This is a genomic window from Candidatus Methylacidiphilales bacterium, from assembly GCA_028713655.1.
In the GTDB taxonomy this organism is placed as follows: domain Bacteria; phylum Verrucomicrobiota; class Verrucomicrobiia; order Methylacidiphilales; family JAAUTS01; genus JAQTNW01.
In genome coordinates this window covers 1-22,935 of record JAQTNW010000021.1, presented here as the reverse complement: position 1 = coordinate 22,935, position 22,935 = coordinate 1, and the positions used below count along the sequence as shown (strand labels likewise).

Annotated in this window: 22 protein-coding genes and 2 tRNA genes; 12 read left to right on the top strand and 12 right to left on the bottom strand. The window is 56.4% G+C overall.

The window, feature by feature from the left end:
- Positions 1–78 precede the first annotated feature (78 nt).
- Entirely contained in the window at positions 79–1,107 is a 1,029-nt protein-coding gene (locus tag PHD76_08425) for an NAD-dependent epimerase/dehydratase family protein (GenBank protein MDD5261858.1), read from the bottom strand.
- Between the two features lie 64 nt (positions 1,108–1,171).
- Between PHD76_08425 and PHD76_08420 the strand changes: the two genes are divergently transcribed.
- The 7 genes from PHD76_08420 to PHD76_08390 all read left to right on the top strand — a co-directional run bounded on the left by PHD76_08420 (position 1,172) and on the right by PHD76_08390 (position 7,464).
- Entirely contained in the window at positions 1,172–1,963 is a 792-nt protein-coding gene (locus PHD76_08420) for a hypothetical protein (GenBank protein ID MDD5261857.1), read from the top strand.
- Entirely contained in the window at positions 1,960–3,183 is a 1,224-nt protein-coding gene (locus tag PHD76_08415) for a beta-ketoacyl-[acyl-carrier-protein] synthase family protein (protein ID MDD5261856.1), read from the top strand. The genes PHD76_08420 and PHD76_08415 overlap by 4 nt, the downstream gene beginning before the upstream one ends.
- The gene (locus tag PHD76_08410) at positions 3,180–4,190 is read left to right on the top strand and encodes a beta-ketoacyl synthase N-terminal-like domain-containing protein (protein ID MDD5261855.1); all 1,011 of its coding nucleotides are present in this window, start codon (positions 3,180–3,182) and stop codon (positions 4,188–4,190) included. The genes PHD76_08415 and PHD76_08410 overlap by 4 nt, the downstream gene beginning before the upstream one ends.
- Positions 4,191–4,538: 348 nt before the next feature.
- On the top strand, positions 4,539–4,805 hold the full coding sequence (locus PHD76_08405; protein ID MDD5261854.1) for a phosphopantetheine-binding protein: 267 nt from the start codon (positions 4,539–4,541) through the stop codon (positions 4,803–4,805).
- Positions 4,802–6,070 carry an NAD(P)/FAD-dependent oxidoreductase gene (locus PHD76_08400; protein ID MDD5261853.1) on the top strand — a complete coding sequence of 423 codons (1,269 nt, stop codon included), beginning with the start codon at positions 4,802–4,804 and terminating at the stop codon, positions 6,068–6,070. Before PHD76_08405 ends, PHD76_08400 begins: the two co-directional genes overlap by 4 nt.
- A gap of 44 nt (positions 6,071–6,114) precedes the next feature.
- Positions 6,115–7,038, top strand: a complete 924-nt coding sequence (locus PHD76_08395; GenBank protein ID MDD5261852.1) for a lysophospholipid acyltransferase family protein — start codon at positions 6,115–6,117, stop codon at positions 7,036–7,038.
- A gap of 6 nt (positions 7,039–7,044) precedes the next feature.
- A complete protein-coding gene (locus PHD76_08390) occupies positions 7,045–7,464 on the top strand; it encodes a FabA/FabZ family ACP-dehydratase (protein ID MDD5261851.1) in 420 nt (139 codons plus the stop codon).
- A gap of 55 nt (positions 7,465–7,519) precedes the next feature.
- Here PHD76_08390 and PHD76_08385 read toward each other — a convergent pair whose 3' ends face one another.
- From PHD76_08385 to rph, 3 genes are all read right to left on the bottom strand, one after another.
- Entirely contained in the window at positions 7,520–8,827 is a 1,308-nt protein-coding gene (locus tag PHD76_08385; protein ID MDD5261850.1) for a fatty acid--CoA ligase family protein, read from the bottom strand.
- A 27-nt stretch (positions 8,828–8,854) separates the two neighbouring features.
- A complete protein-coding gene (locus PHD76_08380) occupies positions 8,855–9,724 on the bottom strand; it encodes a polysaccharide deacetylase family protein (GenBank protein ID MDD5261849.1) in 870 nt (289 codons plus the stop codon).
- A gap of 158 nt (positions 9,725–9,882) precedes the next feature.
- Positions 9,883–10,626 carry a ribonuclease PH gene (rph, locus tag PHD76_08375; protein MDD5261848.1) on the bottom strand — a complete coding sequence of 248 codons (744 nt, stop codon included), beginning with the start codon at positions 10,624–10,626 and terminating at the stop codon, positions 9,883–9,885.
- Positions 10,627–11,073: 447 nt separating this feature from the next.
- Here rph and hemL point away from each other — a divergent pair, with 447 nt between their 5' ends.
- Both hemL and PHD76_08365 read left to right on the top strand, forming a co-directional pair.
- Positions 11,074–12,351 (top strand): glutamate-1-semialdehyde 2,1-aminomutase, encoded by a 1,278-nt coding sequence (hemL, locus tag PHD76_08370; GenBank protein MDD5261847.1) that lies wholly within the window; start codon positions 11,074–11,076, stop codon positions 12,349–12,351.
- Between the two features lie 241 nt (positions 12,352–12,592).
- Positions 12,593–12,664, top strand: a tRNA-Lys gene (locus tag PHD76_08365).
- 9 nt (positions 12,665–12,673) lie between these two features.
- On the opposite strand, the gene PHD76_08360 is transcribed toward PHD76_08365, so the two are convergent.
- The 5 genes from PHD76_08360 to PHD76_08340 all read right to left on the bottom strand — a co-directional run bounded on the left by PHD76_08360 (position 12,674) and on the right by PHD76_08340 (position 15,486).
- On the bottom strand, positions 12,674–13,087 hold the full coding sequence (locus PHD76_08360; GenBank protein MDD5261846.1) for a PIN domain-containing protein: 414 nt from the start codon (positions 13,085–13,087) through the stop codon (positions 12,674–12,676).
- The gene (locus tag PHD76_08355; GenBank protein MDD5261845.1) at positions 13,084–13,293 is read right to left on the bottom strand and encodes a hypothetical protein; all 210 of its coding nucleotides are present in this window, start codon (positions 13,291–13,293) and stop codon (positions 13,084–13,086) included. The genes PHD76_08360 and PHD76_08355 overlap by 4 nt, the downstream gene beginning before the upstream one ends.
- Positions 13,294–13,503: 210 nt before the next feature.
- Positions 13,504–14,250 carry a zeta toxin family protein gene (locus tag PHD76_08350; protein MDD5261844.1) on the bottom strand — a complete coding sequence of 249 codons (747 nt, stop codon included), beginning with the start codon at positions 14,248–14,250 and terminating at the stop codon, positions 13,504–13,506.
- Positions 14,247–14,468 (bottom strand): hypothetical protein, encoded by a 222-nt coding sequence (locus PHD76_08345; GenBank protein ID MDD5261843.1) that lies wholly within the window; start codon positions 14,466–14,468, stop codon positions 14,247–14,249. The genes PHD76_08350 and PHD76_08345 overlap by 4 nt, the downstream gene beginning before the upstream one ends.
- 223 nt (positions 14,469–14,691) lie before the next feature.
- The gene (locus PHD76_08340; GenBank protein MDD5261842.1) at positions 14,692–15,486 is read right to left on the bottom strand and encodes an HNH endonuclease; all 795 of its coding nucleotides are present in this window, start codon (positions 15,484–15,486) and stop codon (positions 14,692–14,694) included.
- A gap of 88 nt (positions 15,487–15,574) precedes the next feature.
- On the opposite strand from PHD76_08340, the gene PHD76_08335 reads away from it, so the two are divergent.
- A complete protein-coding gene (locus PHD76_08335) occupies positions 15,575–15,979 on the top strand; it encodes a hypothetical protein (protein ID MDD5261841.1) in 405 nt (134 codons plus the stop codon).
- Positions 15,980–16,602: 623 nt separating this feature from the next.
- Here the strand turns inward: PHD76_08335 and PHD76_08330 are convergent.
- From PHD76_08330 to PHD76_08320, 3 genes are all read right to left on the bottom strand, one after another.
- The gene (locus PHD76_08330) at positions 16,603–19,461 is read right to left on the bottom strand and encodes an aconitate hydratase (protein ID MDD5261840.1); all 2,859 of its coding nucleotides are present in this window, start codon (positions 19,459–19,461) and stop codon (positions 16,603–16,605) included.
- Positions 19,462–19,814: 353 nt separating this feature from the next.
- Positions 19,815–20,999, bottom strand: coding sequence for an aldo/keto reductase (locus tag PHD76_08325; protein ID MDD5261839.1), 1,185 nt, complete (start codon positions 20,997–20,999; stop codon positions 19,815–19,817).
- 50 nt (positions 21,000–21,049) lie between these two features.
- The gene (locus PHD76_08320; protein MDD5261838.1) at positions 21,050–22,042 is read right to left on the bottom strand and encodes a hypothetical protein; all 993 of its coding nucleotides are present in this window, start codon (positions 22,040–22,042) and stop codon (positions 21,050–21,052) included.
- Between the two features lie 271 nt (positions 22,043–22,313).
- On the opposite strand from PHD76_08320, the gene PHD76_08315 reads away from it, so the two are divergent.
- Together PHD76_08315 and PHD76_08310 are read left to right on the top strand one after the other, a co-directional pair.
- Positions 22,314–22,389 (top strand) — tRNA-Arg (locus PHD76_08315).
- Between the two features lie 90 nt (positions 22,390–22,479).
- The gene (locus PHD76_08310) at positions 22,480–22,818 is read left to right on the top strand and encodes a hypothetical protein (GenBank protein ID MDD5261837.1); all 339 of its coding nucleotides are present in this window, start codon (positions 22,480–22,482) and stop codon (positions 22,816–22,818) included.
- Positions 22,819–22,935: the final 117 nt, after the last annotated feature.

Here is a 22,935-nt window from a genome sequence, read left to right as displayed (position 1 = left end):
GCCGTCCCGGCTGCGGGTTCGAGGGGCGTTACGCCCCGCGTTTCTGGCATCTCACGGTGAACCGGCCACCAGTGACGATCAGCAAACATTCGACGGAACGCGCACGGGGGCGTTGCCTTCGATCCGGGCCTGGAAAAATGCGATGGATTGTCTCAAGATATGGGTTAGACCGGAAACCGGAGCCCATTCCAGTTCTTCCATCGCCTTGTTGTGGTTGAAAAATTGTATTCTGCCGGCCTGGAGCGAGGTCTCCAGGCAAAGCTGGCTGTCCGCGCCCGCCAGCCCTACGGAATCCAGAATCTCGCCGAAGAAGCCCGCCAGCGCCACCACGGACCACGGTAATTCCATCGTCGGGGCTGGAAGTCCTGTTTCTTTTTGCAGCAGGTTCAGCAAATCGGTCAGCATGATATTGTGGTGCCCGAGAATATACCGCTCCCCAATGCGCCCCCGGTCGTGGGCGGCGATGATTCCCCTGGCCAGGTCTTCAACGTCAATGAGGTTGATTCCCGTCCGCGTGGAGAAGGGAAATTTTCCGTTGAGGAAATCGAGAACGATGCGTCCGGTCGGCGTCGGCTTTTCATCGCCGGAACCCAGAGGACAGGTGGGATTGACGGTCACGACGGGAATTCCCCGGGCCGCCCACTGCCTGACAACTTGCTCGGCTTCCCATTTGGACGATTTGTACGGGCAGCCGGGCATGGAATGCGTGGGATAATCCGTTTCGCACAAAGGGTAATGTTTGCCCGTCAAAATGCCGGCTGAACTGATGTGCACGACTTTTCCGGGTTTATACTTCCAGGCGGCTGCCATGACGTTTTCGGCGCCTGCGACATTTATTTCCCGAAGCTTGTTTTTATAACGGCCTCCAAAGGCATAAAAACCGCCGCAATGATAAATCGACTCCACTCCGCGGACGGCCCGTTGCACATCCATGCCGGACATCAAATTTCCCGAGAGGAGTTCGACCGATCCGCCGAACAATCTGGCCGCTTTTTTTGCGTCGCGGGTAAGCACACGGACAGACGAGCCCCTTTGCAGGAGCTGCCAGACAATATGGCGCCCGATGAATCCGGTCCCGCCGGTCACGAGTGCTTGCGCAGAATTCATATTCCCTACAGACTACTGGCCGTTTTGAAGGAATGAAGTATTATTTGCCGTGAATCAGCCATTAATGACAATAACACGGGGATTTTTCGCCGCACTATGCCTTTTTCTGGCCGGATGCGCCTGCCCGCTCCCCGAAAAGGAGTCGGCGCGGACTTTTGATTTTGCCCGGGACCACTTTGCCTTTGCGAATGAGACGGTCTGGAATTATGTGAACGGGGAGGTTTTGCCGCGTGAAACGGAGTCCGCCCCTGGCACGGAGCATTATACGCGGCGCTGCTTTGTGGTTTCGCGGGCGGCGCTGCAATTTTGGAAATTCGCCCGTTTCGACCGCGAGGGCCGCGCTTTGAACGATAAAGATCTGGCGGACAGGATCCGGCAGGTCACTACCCGCGACGTATGGGAGACGCCGTTGCCCCTGCGGGACCGGGTGGTTTTCCCCGGTTACGACTCGCTATATGCAATCAGCAAGGCGCACCCCCGGGTTTTTCAGCAGAACATCGGACTTGGCTGGCCCACTTATTTCCGCTTTGGAAACATGCGGATCGTTTTTCCGCCCACACGCGGGGATCAGAAGAATTTGCAGGAGGAACTGGAGCAGACGCTCGCGCTCGGTTACCCCAAGCTGCTCTGGCTGGTGAATTTTCCATCGTTGAGCATCAATCATGCCGTGGTCGTTTATTCCTCCAGAAAAAAGGACGGGGAATTCATCTACCATGTTTATGACCCGAATTATTCGGATGAGCCGAAGACGCTCCGGTATGACGTTGCGGCGCAGACTTTTTCGTACCAGCCGACGTTTTATTTCAAGGGGGGGGAAGTGGATGCGCGGGCCGTCTATATGAGCCCGTTTGAATGAACCCGGCCAAACGAAAAGTGGTGGTGACGGGCCTGGGGCTTCTGACTCCACTGGGGCCCGATGTGCAGGGAAGTTGGGAACGGCTCTGCGCGGGCAATGATGCGCGGCGGCCTGTCACGTTGTTTGATGTGTCCGGATGCCGCTGCCGCGAAGGGGCGCAAGTCGAACTGCCCGGAGCATTTCCGGCCCGGGCTCCCAAGCCGCGCCGCCTGACCCGCGCTTCCATGCTGGCGATCTCTGCGGTCCGGGAAGCCCTGGCGGACGCCGGTTTGTTAAGGCAGGACGGCTCCAGCCTGGAACCGCGTCTGGTCTTGTCCGTGAGCACCACGGCAGGCGCCATGTCGAATGCCGAAACTTTTTTGCGCCACTCGCTGGCGGGAACAAAAAAGGGGTTGCTGGGCCCGATAGCCCGTTACCAGCCGCAACAACAGATTTTGGACCTGCAGGAGACATTCGGTTTTCGCGGCCCGGCAACGATCATTGCCAATGCCTGCGCCAGCGGGGCCAACGCGCTCGGGCATGCGGCCGATTTGATACGCAACGGACGGGCGGATTGCGTCCTGGCGGGCGGATATGAAGCCCTGACGGAGCTGGTGTATGCGGGGTTTGACAGCCTGCAGGCTCTTTCCCCGGACTGTTGCAGGCCTTTCGACCTGAACCGCAACGGCTTGATGCTGGGGGAAGGCGCAGGGTTCGTGGTTCTGGAATCGGAGGAAAGAGCGCGCCAGAGAGGAGTCAGGCACTACTGCGAGCTTTCCGGTTATGGCCAGGCCACCGATTTGCATCACCTGACCCAGCCATCGCCCGGCGGCGAAGCCTTGATCCGGGTCATGGAGCAGGCGGTGAAACGTTCGGGAATCGACCGGCGCGAAATTTCCTATGTCAACGCGCACGGGACCGCGACTCCAATGAACGACGGCGCGGAGGCGGCGGCTTATGTTTCATTTTTCGGGGAAGGATTCAAGCGCTTGAAAATCAGTTCCACCAAAGCGGCCATCGGACATACGCTGGGCGCCGCGGGTGCGGTTGAGGCAGTGTTTGCCATTCAAGTGTTGCGGACCGGGCAGCTCCCGCCTCAGCTTCACACGCGGGAGGCGATCCCGGAGATGCGGCCCGTTCTGCCGGCTCAGGGTGATGTGCTTCAGAGCCCGCGCCATGCCATGAGCGTAAATCTGGGTTTTGGCGGTTCGAATGCGGCGTTGATTTTTTCAAAATTATGAAACAGGAAGTTCCCATGCTTTTTGTCTGCGGAACCGGCGCGGTATCCCCCGCAGGCATCGGCGTGGACTGCCTCTTGCGAAAGGATCCCTGGCCCCGGAGCAGCCTGGGCCTGATTACAGTGCCGGACGAAATTTACCCGGTGTTTCAAGTTGGCAAGACGAATGAGGCGTTGAAAAAATGGCAGCGCGAACCGCGGTTGCGTCGCGCGAGTCCGATCTCGCTGTATCTCGCCGAAGCTGCCGCGCAGGCGCTTGAACCCATCCGTCCCTTTGATCCTAACAGGATCGGCATCGTCGCCGCGTACTCGACCGGAAGCCTGGTTTACACACAGCGCTTTTATTTCGACATCGTGCGGAAGGGCCAGGGCGCGGCCAGTCCGGCGCTGTTTCCGGAAACGGTTTACAATTCCCCCACCAGCCATCTGGCGAATTTGTTTGGCATTTCAGGGCCTTGTTATTCGATTGTGGGCGATGAATCCGCCTGGGTGGAGGCCTTCCGCGTGGCGGATGTCTGGCTGCAGGAGGGTGACTTGGATCATGTTTTGGTTGTCGGCGCGGAGGAAGTCGATTCTGCAATCATGGAGACGTACGCCGCAGCCCGCTGGTTGCGGGGTGGAAGCGGATTTATTCCGTCGGAAGGCGCGGGCGCCGTGCTGCTCGGGCGTACTGCCGGGGATAAAAAGCGGATCGGGGCTTATCCCGAAAGCCATTCCTACCGCGGCCGTAAGTCGGCACTCCAAGCGGCTCAAAATCTGATTCAGGGCTTTGATCCAAAGTCGCCAGTTTTCGGCACCGGGCAGGGTTCATGGATTGAGCGCATTGAAGAGGACTTGATTGATGCCCGGAAGAATTTGAATGAATTTCCCTACTGCGGGCAGGCCTTCACCGCTTCCGCGGCCTGGCATACAATCCGGGCCTTATCCCTGCTTGAAAAGGTTGCCGCCATCGACCTGCCGATTTGGGGTTTGAACCAGGCCTTTTCGGGCCTGAGATTGAAAGGGTCTTAATATGGAATGAGGCGGCACGACGCCGCTTTTTACGACGGGCAATATGCTAAAAGTTGGAATGTTAGCTAAAACGGCAACGCCGTTTCGTCTTTCAGCCCAGGGTTGCCACGCCGAAGCGTAGCGAAGGCGGGAGCTACCCTGGGTAAAATCAGAAAATCATCCCGAACCCTGAAAGCGGTTCCGGCGATTGGATAAAGCAGACGCAACCCGCGTTGCGGTAAGCTACAACTCGCGTTCATTCCCGCTCAAAACACCTTCTTACAAGGTTTGGGTTCTCACGATGACGAAATGCGTAAGCTCTGCTGAAGATGGTTGTCAACCGCATGGACTTCCATTTATTGTTTGCCTATGCCCAATGTGACTTTGGATCAATTACGGAAGCTTTTGGTGGAGAACTGCATGTTGCAGGTTCCGCCGGACGAAATTAATGAAGATACGCCCTTGTTCGGGCCCGACAGCCTTGGCTTGGATTCGATCGACGCGCTGCAATTGACCGTCGCCATTGAAAAAGAGTTTGGCGTCCCGATCCGGGACCCGAAGGTTGCCCGGCAGATACTGGGATCGCTGGGTTCGTTGAGAGAATGGCTTTTACGCCAGGAACCGAAATCCGCTTGAACCGATACGATGCCATCATCATTGGTGGGGGCCCGGGAGGCAGCACCACCGGAACCTTTCTGGCAAAGGCCGGAAAGAAGGTGCTGATTTTGGAACGCGAACACTTTCCCCGTTTTCATGTGGGCGAGTCCCTGATCCCGTATATCAATGACGTGTTGATCGACAGCGGCGTGTGGGACAAGGTCGCCTCGGCCGGTTTTATGGTGAAACCGGGGGCGGAATTCACGCTGGGCAACTCGCAGGGAATCCGGCGCTTCTGGTTTGGCCGTAATCTGGCGCCTCGCTATGCGGAAACATTCCAGGTTGAGCGCGCCCGTTTCGATAAAATCCTTTTCGAGCACGCCTGCGAGTGCGGATGCGAAGGCCGCCAGGGCGCGCGCGTGCATACGGTCGAGGTGACCGGCGACGGGGTGTCGGTCGAATATGAAACAGGCGCGGAGAAAATGCGCGCGGAGGCGAAGTGGATCATTGATGCGAGCGGGCGGGACGCTTTTTTGGGCAAGGCCATGAACCTGCCGAAGACCGATCTGGGCTTGCCGAGGAAATTCGCCACGTTTGCGCACTTCCACAATGTCAGGCGCAATGAAGGAAAGGCTGAGGGCAACATCACGATTGTGCGCCTGGAACAAGGATGGTTTTGGATCATCCCGCTGGACAAGGAAAAAACCTCGGTGGGACTGGTTCAAACGTTGGACCAGCACCGCAAGAGCGGACTCAAACCGGGCGAACGGTTCGAGCAGGTGGTGGCCGGGAGCACGGAACTGCTTTTCCGCATGAAGGGTGCGCAGCGAGTGAGTGATTTTTATCACGCAGGCGATTACACCTACCGGCACCTGACGGCGGCAGGGCCGCGCTGGATCCTCGTGGGGGATGCGGCGGGATTCATCGACCCGATATTTTCGTCGGGCGTGATGTTGTCGTTGAAATCAGGCCGGCTTGCGGCGCGGGAAATTTTGAAAGCCGAACGCCGGGGCGGTGCTTTGAGCGCCGGCCAACAGCGGTGGTACACGGGCCGCATCCGGCAAATGACAAATGTTTTCCTGAACATGATCAAAATGTTTTATGACAACGATGCGTTTGAAGTCTTCATGAATCCCGCGGCATCGCAGGAGCTTATCGGCGCGGTGAACAACCTGGTGGGGGGCAATACCGACTTGGGCTGGCGCCTCCGCTGGAGAGTCTGGGTGTTTTACATGTTCTGCCGCCTGCAAAAAAAATGGCAGATGGTGCCGCGCCTGAATTTTGACGACAAGGCTGCAGCGTGACGACTGAGACAAGCAGGTTAAGGATTGATTTGCCCGCCCAACCCATGATTTCAAAAGCCGACCCTCAGGCTCCGGGGACGGATCATATTTCGCGTCGCTTCTATTCCGTGCGCTGGTTTTCCCTGGCGGATATTGCCGCCCGTTGGATTCCCCGGTTTGTGATGCGCCCGGTCTTGGGTGCGTTCGGCTATTTGTACGCGCTGACGCATCCGGCAAAAGTTGCGGTGGTGCGGAAAAATCTTTCGTTGCTGGGTCCGGAGCCTGTTTCATTCCACGAAGCCTGCTGTGTTTATAACGAATTTGGACGGGTCCTGGCGGATTATTTTTACGCGGGGACAAGGTCCCATGACACAACACTTGCGCTCATCAGCGAACGACTGGGCCGCGAGCATCTGAAAAATGCCAAGAAGGAGGGCAAGGGCGCCATTATTTTGACGGCCCATCTCGGTTTTTTTGAACTCGGCAGCTTTTTGGGGATTGAACTTGGATTTCCCAGGGTTGCGCTCACCCAGGCGGAACCCTCCCCGGAACTTACGCGATGGCGGGCGGACTATCGCGCGCGCTGGGGGGTTGAAACGATCGAGATCGGGAAGGACCAGTTTTCATTCCTGCAGGTGCTGGACGAATTGAAGCAGGGAAAATTTGTCGCGTCCCTGTTTGACCGTCCGAATCCCAATTTGTCCACCCCGGTTTCGGCGCCCAACGGCCGGGTTTTCTGTACGGGCGGGGTTTTTCTGCTCGCGCGAATGGCGGAATGTCCGGTGGTGCTGGTCACGACCGTGGTCAAGCCTGATGGAACCTATCGCGCGGAAGCGCATCCCCCGTTCTTTGTCAAGTCGATGGCGTCACGCGAGGAAACGATCCGCCACTACAGCCAGTTGAGCATGGACATGCTTTTGCCCACGCTCCAAAAATACCGCCGCCAATGGTTCCAGTTCGTGCCCTTGTCGGAAGCCGGGAAAGGTTGAACTGTCATGAAACAACCCCTGACACCCCACGGCCCCGGATTTTCGTTCATCGATGAAATTGTCGAGACCCGCGAGGGCAATTTCATTCATGCCCGGAAATGGCTGGACCCCGAGCTGGCTTTTTTTCGCGATCATTTCCCCGGAGAACCGCTGATGCCCGGGGTGCTGTTGATCGAATGCGCGGCGCAGGCAGCGGGAGCGTTGTGGGGCTCCATTCATAAACACGCACAACCGAAGCGTTATGCATTGGCGCAGGTGCTGCAGTTCAAGCTTCAGCAGCCGGCGCTGCCGGGTGAGACTCTCGACATCGAGGTTACCCTGGAAAAGGATTTCGGGGCCCTGGCGCAGTTTGCGGCGCAGTTGAAGGCGGGAGAAAAACCCGTGGCCCAGGGGAAAATTGTTTTGAGCCAGACCAAAAATCAATAAGAGAGGAAGTGCTTTTTGCTGCAAATCCGTGTTTATCCGTGGTTCAATTTCAGTTTTAATCTGCGGCTGGGAATGTGATTTTCAACAACTGGGTGGCATCGATCTTCCCGCGCGCATTGCGCGGAAAAGCAGGCAGCACAGCCAGCCGTTTGGGCAGTTTCCAGGCGGGCAGTTGCCGGACCAGCAGCGCATGAATTGCGCGTTTGGACTTGGTTGTCTCAGCGGCGGCAGCCAGATAATCCCGCCCGCCGGAATGCAGGACCGTGGCCCAGGCATCACGGACCCCGGGCATGCTTCTGAGTATGGATTCAATCTCGCCCGGCTGGATTTTTTTGCCGCCAATGTTCGCCGCCTTTTGCAAGCGGCCTGACAATACGATTTCGCCGCGACGGTTCCATTTTCCCAGATCCTGCACGGTGAACTTGTGCGAAGGCGTGGCGACGGCCCGGCTTGAAATTTGAAGCTGTCCATTTTTCAGGATTTTGATTTTTACGCCCGCAAGCGGTTTGCCAACCGAGCGCCCTGTCAGTGAGGCGCTGCCAAAACTGTCGTAGCAGATGCCTCCGGTTTCCGAGGAGCCGTAAAAATTGTGGAGTTTAAGTTTGAACCGGTGCTGGAACGCCTTGGCCGTTTCCGGACTCAACGGAGCCCCGGCGGAGATCGCGCTGCGCAGCGGAGGCAGGCTGTGTTTCCCGGGCAACTGGCTGAGAATGCGGAACACAGCCGGGACCGAAGGAAAAACCGTGATCTGATGCTTGTGGATCCAATCCGGAATTTGTCCCGGCAAATAGGATTCGGCCAGCACAATTGGAGTTCCCTGAACGATGAGCGGAAGTACCAGGTTTCCCAGACCATAGGAGTGCCCGAAGGGAATCAGTCCAAGATTACGGTCCGCAGGACGGATCTTCATCGTGCGGACGACCTGGGTTGCGTCGGCTTCCAGGTTTGTCGCCGAACAGGGAATGACCTTGGGCAGGCCGGTGCTGCCCGAAGTCAGTTTATAATAGGCGGCATGGGTTTTTGTACGTGCCGTCTTTAGGCGGGTGAGCCGGTCTTGTTTCCAGAGGAAGGAAGCGCCGAGCTTGCCCGCCAATCCCGCATGGGTCCTGCCGGGGGTGGAAGCATCCAACGCGAGCGCTGTGACGCCCGATTTTTGCGCGGCCAGGAACAATTCGATCCAATGAAAGCTGTTCGGGAGGGCAAAGGCCATGCAGGTTCCACGGGCGGATCTCAGGCGCTCCGCCAGCAATTCCGCATTTTCGTGGAGTTGGGCGAATGACAGAATCTCTCCGTCGGGCGCGTGAATGAGCGCCGGTTTTTCCCTCATGCGCGAAACGGTTTTGAGCCAGCATTGCCAGAGCATATTTGTAAATTCGAAGGGGATTGGGGATTACCTTTTATCCAACTTATCAATGGTGACAAATTTATAGCCGCGTTCGCGCAGGGCGTCGATGATTTCCGAGGCGTTTCGCGCGGCATAGGGGCAGTCCTCGACTCCGTCATGCAGCCCCAGATCCTGCCCGTCATGCAGGCAGATGATTCCTCCGGGTCCGATATCGCGCAATACGCGTTTCGTGGTCTTTCCGGGCAACTCCCGCCAGCCGTTGGGCCACAGCAATTGCTCGCCGGGCATGATTGTACACATGACGACCCGCGTATGGCAGGATTCCGCTGTCCGGATGATGCGATGGCTGACATCCAGGAACGGAGCACGGAAATACCAGAGGGACGGGCTGTTTTGCGGGCCGAGAATTTCCCGCACGGAATTTTCGGCCTGTTGAAGGTTGGAGACGATTTCCGCGTCAGGCATTCCGTGAAGCGACGCGTGGGTCCTTCCATGCAAGCCGATCCGATGGCCTTCCTGCTGCTCACGGCGAACGGTTTCGGGGAAGCGCGCGGCGCGGTTGGCGAGTACAAAAAATGTGGCGCTCACATGCTTGCGTTTCAACACATCCAGCAAGGCCGGCGTGTAGCGGCTGGGGCCGTCATCAAAACTCAACGCGACGACCTTTTCCTTTGTCTGACCCTGCCAAAGCGCTTCCGGATAAAGGCTGTGCTGGACGCTTAGAAGCTCAGGCTCCAAATACGGAGCAGCCAACGGATCGGACGCGGCTTTTTTCTCCGCTCCAAAAACGGGCAGAAGTGGCAGAAGAAACAGAACTGCGGTTGGGAGCAATCCTTGCAGCTTCCAAATGCGAATCCATCCGTGTTTATCCGTGTCCATCCGTGGTTCGACTCCAGTTTTAAGTCTGTAAGTCATGGTTAATTCGGAAGTTTGAATTAGGAATTATGAAGCATTCTGAATTCTGCATTCCGAATTCTACATTTTCCTCCGTGTTCTTCGCAATCTTCCTGTAAAATGGTTTCCCCGCGCCTTTTGCCCTTTGCGTCTTTGCGTTAAACCTTATTTTTGCTAGACTATTTCGGACGCTTGGACCAGGCCCGCTTCTGGAACTGAAAAATATCTTTCAACGCCGTGGCTGCGGCGCGCAGCATGGCGTCGAGTTCCGAGCGGCTGTAGGTTGTTTCCTCGCCACTGGCCTGGACTTCGACAAAACGACCCTCGCCGGTCATGACGATATTCATGTCCACCGCCGCATCCCGGTCTTCGAGATAACAAAGATCGGTGACCACGGTTCCCTGATAAATTCCGACGCTGGTGGCGGCGACGGGAGAGACGAGCGGATTTGTTTTCAGCAGGCCTTTCTTTTTCAGGCGTTCGACCGCCAGCTTGATGGCCAGATAGGCGCCTGTGATGGATGTGGTGCGGGTACCGCCGTCGGCGGCCAGCACGTCGCAATCCACCCAGAGGCTCCTGGGTCCCAGCTTTTCCAAATCCACAACCGCCCGGAGGGAACGCCCGATGAGGCGCTGGATTTCCTGGCTGCGACCGTCGATCTTGCCCTTGCTGATGTCGCGCTGTTTGCGCTCAGGCGTGGAGTAGGGGAGCATGGAATACTCGGCGGTGAGCCAGCCGCCGCTGACGCCCTGGGACTGCATCCAGCGCGGGACCGATTCCTCGACGCTGACGGCGCAGAGCACCTGGGTCTGGCCGCAGCGCATGAGCACGGAGGCGAGTGAATTGGGGGCGATGTCCCACTGGCATTGCAGGGGTCGAAGTTGGTTGAGTTTGCGTCCGTCGGGGCGTTTGATTTTTTTCATGGGTGTTGCGGCGCAGATTAACGCAAAGGTGGCAAGACACCAAGGAAAACCATTTTACAGGAAGATCGCGAACTCCGGCATTCGTCGCGAGCCAGGGAACGCAAAGGAGATTTTCTTAAAACTTAAATTGAACCACGGATGGACACAGATAAACACGGATGTTTGGAAATCGAAATTTAGAAAAACTCTGTGATCTTTGAGGCTCTGCGGTAAATCATTTGCTTTGCCCCTTGGTGTCCCCGTCGCGAATACCTGCTTTTCTCATCCGCGTTTATCCGTGGTTCAATTCCAGTTTCAGTTTCCCTTGCGAACTTGGCGCCCTTGGCGCGAGGAATGCATTTGTTTCAACCCAAAATGCGATCCCCTGCGCCTTTTGCCCTTTGCGACTTGGCGTTAAAATGCAAGGCTTTCCGTGTTGCTGATTTAATGTTATGAAAGGGAAAACCAATGAATTTTGAAAAATCGGAAAAGCTGTTCAACAGATCGAAAGAACTAATGCCCGGCGGTGTAAACTCGCCGGTGCGGGCCTTTCGCGCCGTTGGCGGGACGCCCTTTTTTGCAAAAAGCGCTTCGGGCGCGTATCTGCATGACGTGGACGGGAATGTGTATGTCGATTACGTATGCACCTGGGGGCCGGCCATCCTGGGTCATGCGCCCGCTTGTGTGCGCGAGGCCATCCATCAAGCCGCGGATCGCGGCAGCAGTTTCGGTGTTCCGGGCGAGTTGGAACTCCGCATGGCTGAGGTGCTGACTTCATGGGTCCCCGGCCTGGAGCAGGTGCGCATGTGCAACAGCGGCACGGAGGCGACAATGTCGTGCATCCGGCTGGCGCGGGGCTACACCGGTCGCGACAAGATCATCAAATTCGAGGGGTGCTACCACGGCCATGTCGATTCGTTGCTGGTCAAGGCGGGTTCGGGCGTGCTCACGTTTGGCCGGGCCGACAGCGCCGGGATACCGGAGTCGCTGGCCGCCGAAACGCTTTGCCTGCCGTTCAACGATCTTCCCGCTCTGGAATCCGTGTTGGCGCAAATGGGAAACAAGGTGGCGGCGCTGATTTTGGAGCCGGTGCCCGCCAACGCGGGGCTCATCCTGCCGCAGCCGGGATTTCTCCAGGCGCTGCGCCGTCTGGCGGATCAATACGGGTTTGTTCTGATTTTCGACGAAGTCATGACCGGGTTTCGCCTGGGCAAAAGCGGCGCGCAGGGAATTTATGGCGTGCGGCCGGATCTTTCGGCTTTTGGGAAGGTGATCGGCGGCGGCTTGCCGGTGGGCGCGTTTGGCGGGAAGCGCGAAATCATGAAATGCCTGGCGCCTGATGGACCGGTGTATCAGGCCGGAACCTTGTCAGGGAATCCCTTGGCGATGGCGGCGGGCCTGGCCCAGTTGGAGGAACTGGAGCGTGTGGATGGATATCGCAAGCTGGAAGAAACGGGGGCGATGCTGGAGGAGGGGGTTCGGAATTTGCTGAAGCGCGCGGGGATCGAGAGCAGGTTTTACCGGATCGGATCGATGTTTTGCCTGTTTTTCACGGGGAGGGAAGTCCGGAACCTGGAGGATGCGAAGACTTCGGATTTGGAAAAGTTCAAACGGTATTTCCACGCGATGTTGGAGGGCGGGGTTTACATGCCGCCCTCGCAATTTGAGACCTGCTTTATTTCATTGGCGCATGGGGAGAAGGAAATTGAAAAAACCTTGGAAGTGATGAAGAAGGGTTTGGTTTAATTTAGTTTAAAGTCTTCCGCCTTCGCCAAGGCTATGGCGGACAAGTAAGTTTAAAGCTTTAAGCAGGATTAGCCCGGATGTAGCCGCACCCTCGGTTCCTGCCACACTTTGGAGCAGGACACTTTGCTGAGGTTTTCATAAGCTGTGAAACATCCGGGCTAGGAAGGCGCATTTCTGGCATTGACAGGGCGGTTTTTTGGGTGGAAATTATCCGGCTCTCCGGCCCTTTTGGCTGGACTCGGGGTTGATAGCTCAATGGTAGAGCAGTACCCTTTTAAGGTATTGGTTCTGGGTTCGAGTCCCAGTCAACCCACTTTTTTCATCAAGCACACTCCAGATCCGGGGGCATGACGACGGGGATGCTCTCACGGCGGTTGCGCCGGTAGAGCTTGAAGTCGCCATCCACCGTGATCACCGGCAGCTTCGGATTCAGTTCACTGATGCGGATGAGGCAGAGGTCGGCCAGGTCGGGCTGGCGGTCGGCATACCGCCGGGCCAGTTCCGCGAGTTCCGGACGGTGGCTCTCCAGGTCGAAGGCCAGCCGCACGAGCCCGGTTTCCAGCAACCGCAGCACCAGCGCGCTGTTCCTGAGATGAAATGCCGTCTCGGCCAGCACCGCCTCACAGGTGAGGAGCGGTTCATGGACATTCTCCGCCAGCGCGTGGGCCCACGGAAAATAATCGTCCCTGCGGTTGGCGAAGGCGACCAGAAAGCCCGTGTCGGCAATCCCGTTCACCGCTGGAAGCCCCGCTTGCGGCTGAGGCCGGGCGCACCTTCGACGCTTCCGGCCAGGTCAAGAAAAGGCTGGCGCGCCTTCCGCGTGCGCGAGAGTTCCAGTTGCTCCCGCACGATCCGGCCCTTGGGCAGACCCGTCAGTTTCGCCTCCTTCTCCAGCCACCGGCGCAGATCTTCCGGCAATCGAATGGTGATCGTGTTACTCATGAGCAAAGTTGTAAGACAACACTTCCAATTGCGCAAGACACGAATTGCACGGCGAGGTTCTTAACGGCTTGTCCTGGGTGGCGGCTTGGATCTGTCAATCCACGCAGGTGAACCTGCAGGATGGGACCTTTGTTGACGAACAGGGCGATGACGCGGTTTTGGGACTTGCGTTCGGATCGCGGTTGTTCTGGCATTCGCGGGGTGGGTGATTCAGCCAAGCTTTTCCAGAACCGCCCGCTTGAACCAGGCGGGGATCTGTTCTGTCTTCAATTCCAACTGCTTGCCTTCTGTGATTTCCGCCAGCCAAGTCTGCCTGCCATCCGCGCTATCACCGGAATTGTCAAAGATATAGGCCCGGTTCGTGTGCCGGATCGCATCCATCAGCAGATCCAGCGAGCGATAATAACGCGTTTCAATTTTATCCTTCGGCACATCATGCCCATGCAATTTCACGCGATTTTGTACCCGTGAAATATTGATGGCAGGATCATCTGTGGCCACAAAATATAGATATGTCCGATAACCCGCCGCCTGCGCCTGTACCAGCAGATCCACCTTGCCGAAGTGCGACATCACCGTCTCGAAAGTGAACGATATCTTCTGCTCCAACAGTTTCTGCCGCAGAAAATCTGCTCCGACCGAGGCAAAGTAGGAATTCACTTTTACCATCCCAAAATTCACCCGCCCGATTGCGAAACCAAGCTGCGCTGCTTCGCTGGCAAAACCCAGCTCCTTCAAGAAGGCCGATCCTGTGAAAAAGTTCCGTATTTCCTCTTCAGTGGCATGGATGCCGTAAGCCGAGAAATCCATAAAGCCCTGACGGCGGATTTCCATCTCCATCTCGTCCGGGTTTAAATAAACCCCGAGTAGGTTGGGCGTCAGATAGGACTTCAACGTGCTTTTTCCCGAACCATTCGGCCCGGCGAACATGCGCAGCCGTGGGGTCGGCGTGCTCACTTGATGGTGAAGATACGGCCGGTGATGAAATGGGTGGGAGGCTCGATCTTTTTCACCTCAATCCGCCGGCCATCGGGGAAGATCTCGTAGATGACGCCGTTTTCGGACTGCAATACGCTTTGCCCCGACTTCAGCACTTGATCCCGTGCGGCGGCGAAGGCCGATCCGGAAACAGCGGGGAACTGGTCTTCGAGTGCCTGAATGTCTTGATCCGTCATAAGATCACCTTAGCGCCTCCTCCTTTCAAATCAACCGTATCCTTCCGGTGAAAAGTTCCTGCATCATGGCCTGTTGATGCCGTCTCGTTGCGTGCTCGCTTAAGCGGGGCTATGAATGTGGAAAGCGTGTAATGGATTGTCTTGCTACTTCTCTAGTTCGCTAATATGCGATAGGGCTCGTTCTGCCTCTTCACGTCTCACCGATTAGCTTCGGAATCAAACTTTAACGCTTAAAAATCACTTCACGGTGGAAGCGAATAAAATCCACGTCCGGCTCGGCTAATTTATCCGGCAAGCGAATCGGCTTACCCTCAAACGGAATAAAATTTTGTTCCAATGCTGTTTGCGGAAAGAAGCCCCGGAGTTGGTTACTCAAAACAACGCTCAATTTCTCGTCAAGCGTGATAAGTCCTTCATCAAACGCGGCATCGTGAAGCGCGGACAAGCAAAGTCCATTTTGGGGGTTCAGCCGGTCATTCGGAAATTTTCCCCACGGTTTGATGTGACTTGCGATCAGCAGGCACGGCACGTTGATACCGCTGATGCAGCAACGAACATCGTAAGCGTTGAGAACAGCCTGCCGGAAGAATTGCTGGCCACGCCGGATTTTGACTGTTGCCTGTGTTTCCGTTGGCCCGCTTGGAACAATGATTCGTGGTTTGCCGCGTTGCAAAAAATCCACTTCCTTCGTCTCGTCTTTGGTGAATAAATCGTGCAGCAATTGCTCGCTTTCCACGCCTAGCATCGGAAGATTGCCCTGAAATTCATCCCACATCAGTTGATCTTGCTTGGACGCACCGTCAAGCCCTTTGATTCCACGGGCTCGTTGAACCGGATCGAGTGAGGCAAGATTGCTGAGCTTCATTGCCAGACTGTTTGGGGTTCGCCCCATCTTGGCGGCAACTTCTTTCACCACCACATTGTTGCTGTCAAAGCTGCCGAACGGCAATTTGCAGTAAAGATTCAAAGCAATCAGCAAATGTTCGCGCGTCCATTTCACAGATGGAGCTTTTGTCATGCGGTCAGGCTGGCCGATGTGTTGTAAAAATAGAAGCTGAAAAATCTTGCCCGAGTTGGCAAACCAGGCCAGGTGTATATGCCGGGTTATGAATCATAAAATTGAGTCTGCCACCATACATCCGGATCCCGCCGCCATATTCGCGTCTGCGCTATCGCTATGGCTCAGTTGTCAAAAACAAGCGGCCAGTGATTCAAAATTAAACTTGAGCGAGTGCTACAACGGCGTGGATCAATTCATGCGGGAATTAATGCGGGTTGCCAACCAATTTGAGACATGGGCTTGCATCCACGTTGACTTTAACGAAATCAATGACGTGTGGCCGTATTTTTTGGAGGACAAATTCGGTGAAGGCTGTCTGGCGATGTTATCTCCTGACTCGCTCGCACAATTCAATGATTCTGATTGCTTGCGAGTTGCAATGCGGTTACGTCTCCCAATAAAACTGAATGATAAGCTTCCTGTTGGAGCACGAATTGAACCGCAAAAATGAGGGCAGACTCCGCCTGCGAATTCAACGGGCATTGGGACAATAAATAAATGAATGGGGCCGACTCCGATAGTCATTGCGAGAACCCAAACCTTTCAAAAAAGCTGTTTTGAGCGGGGTATTTATCAAAATGATTTTCAACCCCAACGCGGGTTGTGGCAGGCATACAATTGCCGGAACCGCTTTCAGGGTTCGGGGTGATTTTTTTATTTTACCCAGGGTAGCTCCCGCCTTCGCTACGCTTCGGCGTGGCAACCCTGGGCTGAAGGACGAAACGCCGTTGGCGTTTTAGCTAACATCCTATCTTTCAACATTTTATCACATCTGTTCATTAGGAGGCACATCTGGAACACTCGCGACCCATGTCGGAGTTGGGCCGTGGCGATCCAGTATTTGTGCGCAATGAGGGAGCTTGATAGAGGAAGAGTCGTTCTTGGTCCGTAGTTCTTGGTTAAACACAAACCCCCTTGTCAGGGGGATAGATGCAGGGAAAAATTCAGAAGTTTGAATTATGAATTATAACATGTTCTGAATTCCACATTTCTCTCCGTGTTCTCAGTGGCTCTGTGAGAGAAATGACCACACCCCCCGAAGCGGTCGCTGCGGCGACCTTTCCGCCCCTCTTATTAGAGGGGATTGTTCTGGGCGATGAGTTGGCGGAGGACGTAGGGCAGAATTCCGCCGTGACGATAGTATTCCACTTCGATCGGGGTGTCGATGCGCAGCACAACAGGGATCTGTTCTTTCGAGCCGTTGGCGCGGGTGATTTCCAAAAACAAGCGTTGCCGGGGCTGGATGTCGTTTGACAAACCGATGATGGAATAGGTTTCGCTGCCATCCAGTTTCAGGGTTTTCGCCGAAGTGCCTTCGACAAAACAGCAGGGCAATACGCCCATGCCGACCAGGTTGCTGCGGTGGATGCGCTCGAAGCTTTCCGCAATGACGGCTTTGACGCCCAGCAGGTTGGTGCCCTTGGCCGCCCAGTCGCGCGAGCTGCCGGTGCCGTATTCCTGCCCGGCCAGAATCACCAGCGGTGTGCCAGTTTTTTTGTATTCCAACGCCGCATCATAAATGGGGAGCTTGGCGCCTTTGGGCTGGAGCAGGGTGTTGCCGCCCTCCTCGCCGCCTAACATCAGGTTCTTGATCCGGACGTTGGCAAAGGTGCCGCGTGTCATGACGCGGTCGTTGCCTCGGCGCGAACCGTAGCTGTTGAAATCCTCATACGTGACGCCGCTTTCAAGCAGATAGGCGCCCGCAGGGGAGGTTTTCTTGATCGAGCCGGCCGGCGAAATGTGGTCGGTTGTGACCGAGTCGCCAAAAATTCCAAGCGCGCGCGCGTTTTGGATCGGCTGGATTTTGCCGGGTTGCAGTGAAAAGTTTTCGAAGAACGGAGGTTCCTGAATGTAGGTCGAGCTGCCGTCCCATTCGTACACGTTTCCCGTGAACGCGGGGATTTCATTCCACTTGGGATTTTGCGAAGCGAAGTCGCTGTACAATTTGCGGAACACTTCCGGCTTCAGCGCGGCCTGCATTTGTTCGCGGATTTCCTGCAGGGTGGGCCAGAGGTCCTTGAGATAAACCGGCTTGCCGGCCTTGTCCGTCCCGAGTGGGTCCTGGGCGAGGTTGATGTCGATGCGCCCGGCCAATGCGAAGGCGACGACGAGCGGCGGCGACATGAGGAAGTTGGCCTTGATGCTCTGGTGGACGCGCGCTTCGAAGTTGCGGTTGCCCGAGAGCACGCTGGCGGCGATCAAATCATTTTTGACCACGGCGTCCTCGATGATGGCCTGGAGCGGGCCGGAGTTGCCGATGCAGGTGGTGCAACCGTAGCCGACCGTCTGGAAGCCGAGCTTGTCGAGGTACGGTTGCAGCTTGGTCTTGGAAAGGTAATCGGTGACGACTCGGGAGCCGGGCGCGAGGGATGTTTTGACCAACGGATTCACCGTCAGGCCTTTTTCCACGGCTTTTTTGGCAAGCAGTCCGGCTGCGAGCATGACGGACGGATTGCTGGTGTTGGTGCAACTGGTGATGGCGGCGATCAGCACGCTGCCGTGGCGCAGGTCGCCTTCCACGGCGAGCGCGGGCGCATCCGCCGCATCGGGCGTGGGCCGGTTATTGGCCATTTCGCGTTCGGTGGCGGGATTGGTGCCGCGTTCCGCCGAACGTTTCTGTGAAACGGGTTCCTGGCTGCCGCCGCCGGGATGGGCATGGCCGTTGCTGGCGCTACTGACATGTACGATTTTGGCCAGTTCCGCGGGCGTTTTCCCAAAACCGCTTTCGGCGACGGGCTTGGAAAATGCGGTGGTGAATTCCTGTTTGAGGTTGGGCAGTTCGATGCGGTCCTGCGGGCGTTTCGGGCCGGCGACGCTTGGGACCACGCTGCCGAGATCGAGTTCGAGGTCGGTCGAGTAGGCGATGTCGCCTTTCCTGGGGATGCCCCAGAGTCCCTGGGCCTGGTAATAGGATTCGTAAACGGCAACCGCCTCGTCGCTGCGGCCGGTGGCGCGGAGATAGGCGGAGCATTCGCCGTCGAGCGGGAAGAAGCCCATCGTGGCGCCGTATTCGGGGGCCATGTTGGCGATGGTGGCGCGGTCCACGACCGGAAGGGCCGCAGCGCCGGGGCCGTAAAATTCGACGAACTTGCCGACCACCTTGGCTTTGCGCAGGAGCTGGGTCAGGGTGAGGGCGAGATCGGTGGCGGTCACGCCTTCGCGCAGCGCGCCGGTCAGGTGGACGCCCACGACGTCCGGGGTCAGGAAATAAACGGGCTGGCCGAGCATGCCGGCTTCGGCCTCGATGCCGCCCACGCCCCAGCCGACAATGCCGAGGCCGTTGATCATGGTCGTGTGGGAGTCGGTGCCTACCAAAGTGTCAGGATAAACCACGCCCGCGTTGTCCTTGAGGACGCCCTTGGCCAGGTATTCCAGGTTGACTTGATGGACGATGCCGATGCCGGGCGGGACGACCTTGAAGGTGTCGAAGGCCTGCATGCCCCATTTCAAAAACTGGTAGCGTTCGCGGTTGCGGGTGAATTCGATCTCGAGGTTTTGCTTGAGCGCCTCGGCGGAGCCGGAGAAATCAACCTGCACCGAGTGGTCCACGACGAGATCGACCGGCACAAGCGGCTCGATCATTTTCGGATTTTTGCCCAGGCGCGCGACCGCGCTGCGCATGGCGGCGAGGTCCACCAGGAGCGGCACGCCGGTGAAGTCCTGCAGGACGATGCGGGCGACGACAAAGGGAATTTCCTCCGTGCGCGGGGAATTGGGAGCCCATGAGGCGAGGTCTTTGACAGCCTGTTCGGAGACGCGAATGCCGTCGCAATTGCGCAGGACGGATTCCAGGACAATGCGGATGCTGACCGGCAGGCGGTTGATGGGGATGTTGAGCTTTTTGCCGAGAGCCGGGATGGAAAAGTAGTCGTGGGATTGGCCGTTGGCCTGGAACTTGAGTTTAAGGTCCGAGTAAGGATTTGAGTTCGCCATAAACATCCAATGCTTAGCCATAAGCGGCGTAAATGCAATATCGGGGTTTACCACACAGAAGGAGTCGAATTTTAACGCCAAGGCGCGAAGGGCAAAAGGCGCAAGGGAAAATCCATCGGAGGACGGATTCGTCCGGAGTGCGAACATTTTACCATGAAAAACATGGAGGGCATGAAGGGTTTGATCTCAAACCAAAATCAATTTCTCTCACGGAGCAACTGAGCCACACAGAGGAAAATCTCAGTTTCACGTTTCTGGTTCTTTGTGATTTTTGTGTTCTTTTGCGGCAAGCAATCAATGGCTTTTGCGCTTCTTGCGACTTAGCGTCTTATGCCCTTTGCGTTAAAATGGTTTCAATCCGACTGGCTGAGTCGTTTCACAGGGGCTTCAAAAAGGAGTTGATGGGCTTCCTTCAGAACGCCGGGGATGCGGTCTCGCAAGGGGTTGTTTTGGAGGACCGGGGCGAGGTTGGTTTCGGCGGCTTTTTCAGCGTTCTGGCCCGGGAACCAGTGCCCGGCGTTGCCGAGCAGGTTGTAGCGCATTTTCCCAAATTCAACCATGTCGAGGCCCCTGGCCCAGTTCCAGAGCCGGAGGATTTCCTTGAGATTGATTTCGCCGGGGACGAAGTCGCAGTCGGGGATATTCTTATCCCAATTTTCCATCCAGTCCCTGCCCAGAACGCGCGCCAGTTCCGCGTGCAGCCGCGCGGCGATGGGCGGAACGACCTCCCCGATCCGGTCGTAGAACTTGAGGGCCTGGACATGCTCGTCGAAATCGGTGGGCCGACTTGCTCCGATGCTGAGGGTATGCACCTCCGGGCGGCCGAGGCAATAGAGGTCGTTAAAGGCGATGGGTGAAAGCGGTTCGCAGAGCTTGACGAGTTTTTCCGGCGGTTTGTATAGGAGTCCGCCCTTGTCGCTCGGGCTGATGATAAAGACGCCCATGTCCAGCTTGCGGGCGTCTTCGACGGCGGGCCAGTTGGCGTGGTTGACAAAATACCAGTGCAGGTTGACGTAATCGAACTCGGTTGTGGCGATGGCCTTGCGGATGGTGTCGGTATGGCCGTGGGTGGAAAATCCGATGAAACGAACCCTGCCTTCGCGCTGCAGCTTACGCGCGGCTTCAAGGCAGCCGCCCGGGCGGATTGTGAAGTCGAGGCATTCGGCGTTGTTGATGCCGTGGATGGAAAACAGATCGACGTACTCCAAGTGGAGGTAGTCCATCGATTTGTTGAAAGTCGCCAGGAACTCCTTCGGGTCCGCAACCGGGGCGACCTTGGTCTGGACGATCATTTTTTCGCGCGGGAGTTTGGGCAGGAGCCGGCCCAGTTGCATTTCGGACGTGCCGTAGCCACGGGCGGTTTCAATGTGGTTGATGCCGAGTTCCAGGGCGCGGTGGATGGTTTGTTCGAGATTGTCCTGGTTGGCCTTTGGGATCTCTTCCGGGGGGACGTCCTGCCATTTATGCTGGTAGCGCATGCCGCCGCAGGAAAAGACGGGCATTTGCAAATTGGTTTTTCCAAAACGGCGGGTGAACATGCGGGGTTTTGTGTTGGGAGGTTTTGGAGACTGTCGGGAGTCAGACTGGCTCAGAGTTGGAACTCGACTCCTTCGCCGCTGAGAATGGCCTGGAACAACACGTTCTCGATTTCATCCTCGAGATCGAGGTTGTGTTTCGCGCAGTACGACTCGATTAAATTTGAGATGTGTTTCCGGACGGCGGCTTCATCGCCGCTGCCCATGATTTTGGCATCGAGTCCCTGGCCGATTGCCAGGAGCAGTTCGCGCTTCAGATCGTCGGTAAATAGGATTTCATCGGACTCTGCATCGGGCTTTAGGGCGGGCGCAGGCGGTTGGATAAGCCCGGTTCGAATGTGAGTGGTGCGCGGGATTATTTTTGTGGCTTTTTTTTCAGAGTTTCCAGGTTGAGTCGTGGGCTTGGTGGGAGCGAGGTGTGGTTTGAGCGCTGTTGCCGGTTGGTGCGCTGCCGGCGGTTTTGCCACGGCTTCCGGCTTGGCCGGGGTTGCGGGTATGGACATGGGTGGCGTCGGATCGATGATTTCCGGAACCGGCACATTGGCATTGCGGCAGATGACTTCAATCAGGGAGTGGCGCATTGCGGCGTCGATTCGAATTGAGTCGGCTGCCAGCTTTTCATCCACGAGCTGTATGATTTTTTTTGCCAGTGTTTTTTCGTGCCCCTCCTGCAAGAGATCATTGCTGATATGGCGGGCCATGTAAGGGACAATCAGGGCGCGGAGAGTTTCCACCGTGTGGACTACATTTTCGGATACGGCCATTCCAGGTAGTGTAGCGGTTTGTGATGGCATTCCGGTCAGAATGTCCAGGATCAGTTTGTCGTGGAGATGCGGGGCCAGTTCAGTCTCTTGTTCGGCCAATTTACTATCCACAAGCTGTTGAATCCGGGCCTGCAGTTCGGTCCGCCGCCCGGCTTGAAAGAGTGGGAACGGGATATGGACTGCGAGGTAGCCGGTCATGCCGCGGCGCAGGCTCTGCAAATACTCCGCCTGCTCGGGCGTGATCGTATTTGCAGGGGCAGTTTCTGGAGGTATTGGGTTCATGGGTCTTGACAATATAAACACAACCAGACTGCCGCAGGGCACGGGCTTTTGAAAGTGCAAAATCCGGCGCAATTTGGGAAGTGTTCCACCTTCCTTCTGGAATCGGGCCGGAGGCTCCTTCCATTTCTCTTTTCCATCCTTTGATATTCTGGCATACCCTTTTGCTGATTGATGCCGAAGAATCGCGCGCGGACTGGTTTTATCCGTTGTTTTCCATCTTTTGAAATGGGCGCAATTCTTTGGAAATCGGGTTGTTGCAATTGGATGCTTGGCTCCCGTAGCTCAGGGGATAGAGCAGCGGATTTCTAATCCGTTGGTCGCAGGTTCAAATCCTGCCGGGAGCGCCAGCCGAATTTCTTTGAAAAACTGCCGCGGGGTGCTTCACGGGAAACAATCAACACCGCGCCTATGCCACTTGATATGAAAAAACGGAATAAATGAACACCCAAATGGATTTACGAACTTTTGTTAAGACGACACTGGTTGAAATAGCCGTCGGAGTTAAAGAGGCCAACGCCGAAATACATGAGAAGCATGGAGGCAAGTATTCTCAAGCCCCATATCGCATCCACAAAAATATTGGTGGTAGTAAAGACATCCCGGGCATTTCATTTGATGTCGCAGTAATCGTGGGGAGTGGCTCTACCGATAAGGCGGGAGCTGGTATTAGTGTCGCTCAGGTTTTTGGCATTGGAGGTTCGGTGGAGTCCACAGCGAACGACAGTTACGCCCACCGGATTAAATTTTCTGTCGGCTTACACACAGATTGGGATTAATAATAAAGGAATAATCAGGTGATAGGCTGCAACTGCTCTAATCGCTGCGCGATTCCTTCTGTCACGCGCCGTGCGGAGCACGTCGCCCGCCAGAAGCTTCTGAAGTCAGGGAAACGG

Coding starts and splice junctions, on each gene's coding strand:
- PHD76_08425 (MDD5261858.1), bottom strand. CDS start 1,107: ATGAATTCTGCGCAAGCACTCGTGACCGGCGGGACCGGATTCATCGGG.
- PHD76_08420 (MDD5261857.1), top strand. CDS start 1,172: ATGACAATAACACGGGGATTTTTCGCCGCACTATGCCTTTTTCTGGCC.
- PHD76_08415 (MDD5261856.1), top strand. CDS start 1,960: ATGAACCCGGCCAAACGAAAAGTGGTGGTGACGGGCCTGGGGCTTCTG.
- PHD76_08410 (MDD5261855.1), top strand. CDS start 3,180: ATGAAACAGGAAGTTCCCATGCTTTTTGTCTGCGGAACCGGCGCGGTA.
- PHD76_08405 (MDD5261854.1), top strand. CDS start 4,539: ATGCCCAATGTGACTTTGGATCAATTACGGAAGCTTTTGGTGGAGAAC.
- PHD76_08395 (MDD5261852.1), top strand. CDS start 6,115: ATGATTTCAAAAGCCGACCCTCAGGCTCCGGGGACGGATCATATTTCG.
- PHD76_08390 (MDD5261851.1), top strand. CDS start 7,045: ATGAAACAACCCCTGACACCCCACGGCCCCGGATTTTCGTTCATCGAT.
- PHD76_08385 (MDD5261850.1), bottom strand. CDS start 8,827: ATGCTCTGGCAATGCTGGCTCAAAACCGTTTCGCGCATGAGGGAAAAA.
- PHD76_08380 (MDD5261849.1), bottom strand. CDS start 9,724: ATGACTTACAGACTTAAAACTGGAGTCGAACCACGGATGGACACGGAT.
- rph (MDD5261848.1), bottom strand. CDS start 10,626: ATGAAAAAAATCAAACGCCCCGACGGACGCAAACTCAACCAACTTCGA.
- hemL (MDD5261847.1), top strand. CDS start 11,074: ATGAATTTTGAAAAATCGGAAAAGCTGTTCAACAGATCGAAAGAACTA.
- PHD76_08355 (MDD5261845.1), bottom strand. CDS start 13,293: ATGAGTAACACGATCACCATTCGATTGCCGGAAGATCTGCGCCGGTGG.
- PHD76_08345 (MDD5261843.1), bottom strand. CDS start 14,468: ATGACGGATCAAGACATTCAGGCACTCGAAGACCAGTTCCCCGCTGTT.
- PHD76_08340 (MDD5261842.1), bottom strand. CDS start 15,486: ATGACAAAAGCTCCATCTGTGAAATGGACGCGCGAACATTTGCTGATT.
- PHD76_08335 (MDD5261841.1), top strand. CDS start 15,575: ATGAATCATAAAATTGAGTCTGCCACCATACATCCGGATCCCGCCGCC.
- PHD76_08330 (MDD5261840.1), bottom strand. CDS start 19,461: ATGGCGAACTCAAATCCTTACTCGGACCTTAAACTCAAGTTCCAGGCC.
- PHD76_08325 (MDD5261839.1), bottom strand. CDS start 20,999: ATGTTCACCCGCCGTTTTGGAAAAACCAATTTGCAAATGCCCGTCTTT.
- PHD76_08320 (MDD5261838.1), bottom strand. CDS start 22,042: ATGAACCCAATACCTCCAGAAACTGCCCCTGCAAATACGATCACGCCC.
- PHD76_08310 (MDD5261837.1), top strand. CDS start 22,480: ATGAACACCCAAATGGATTTACGAACTTTTGTTAAGACGACACTGGTT.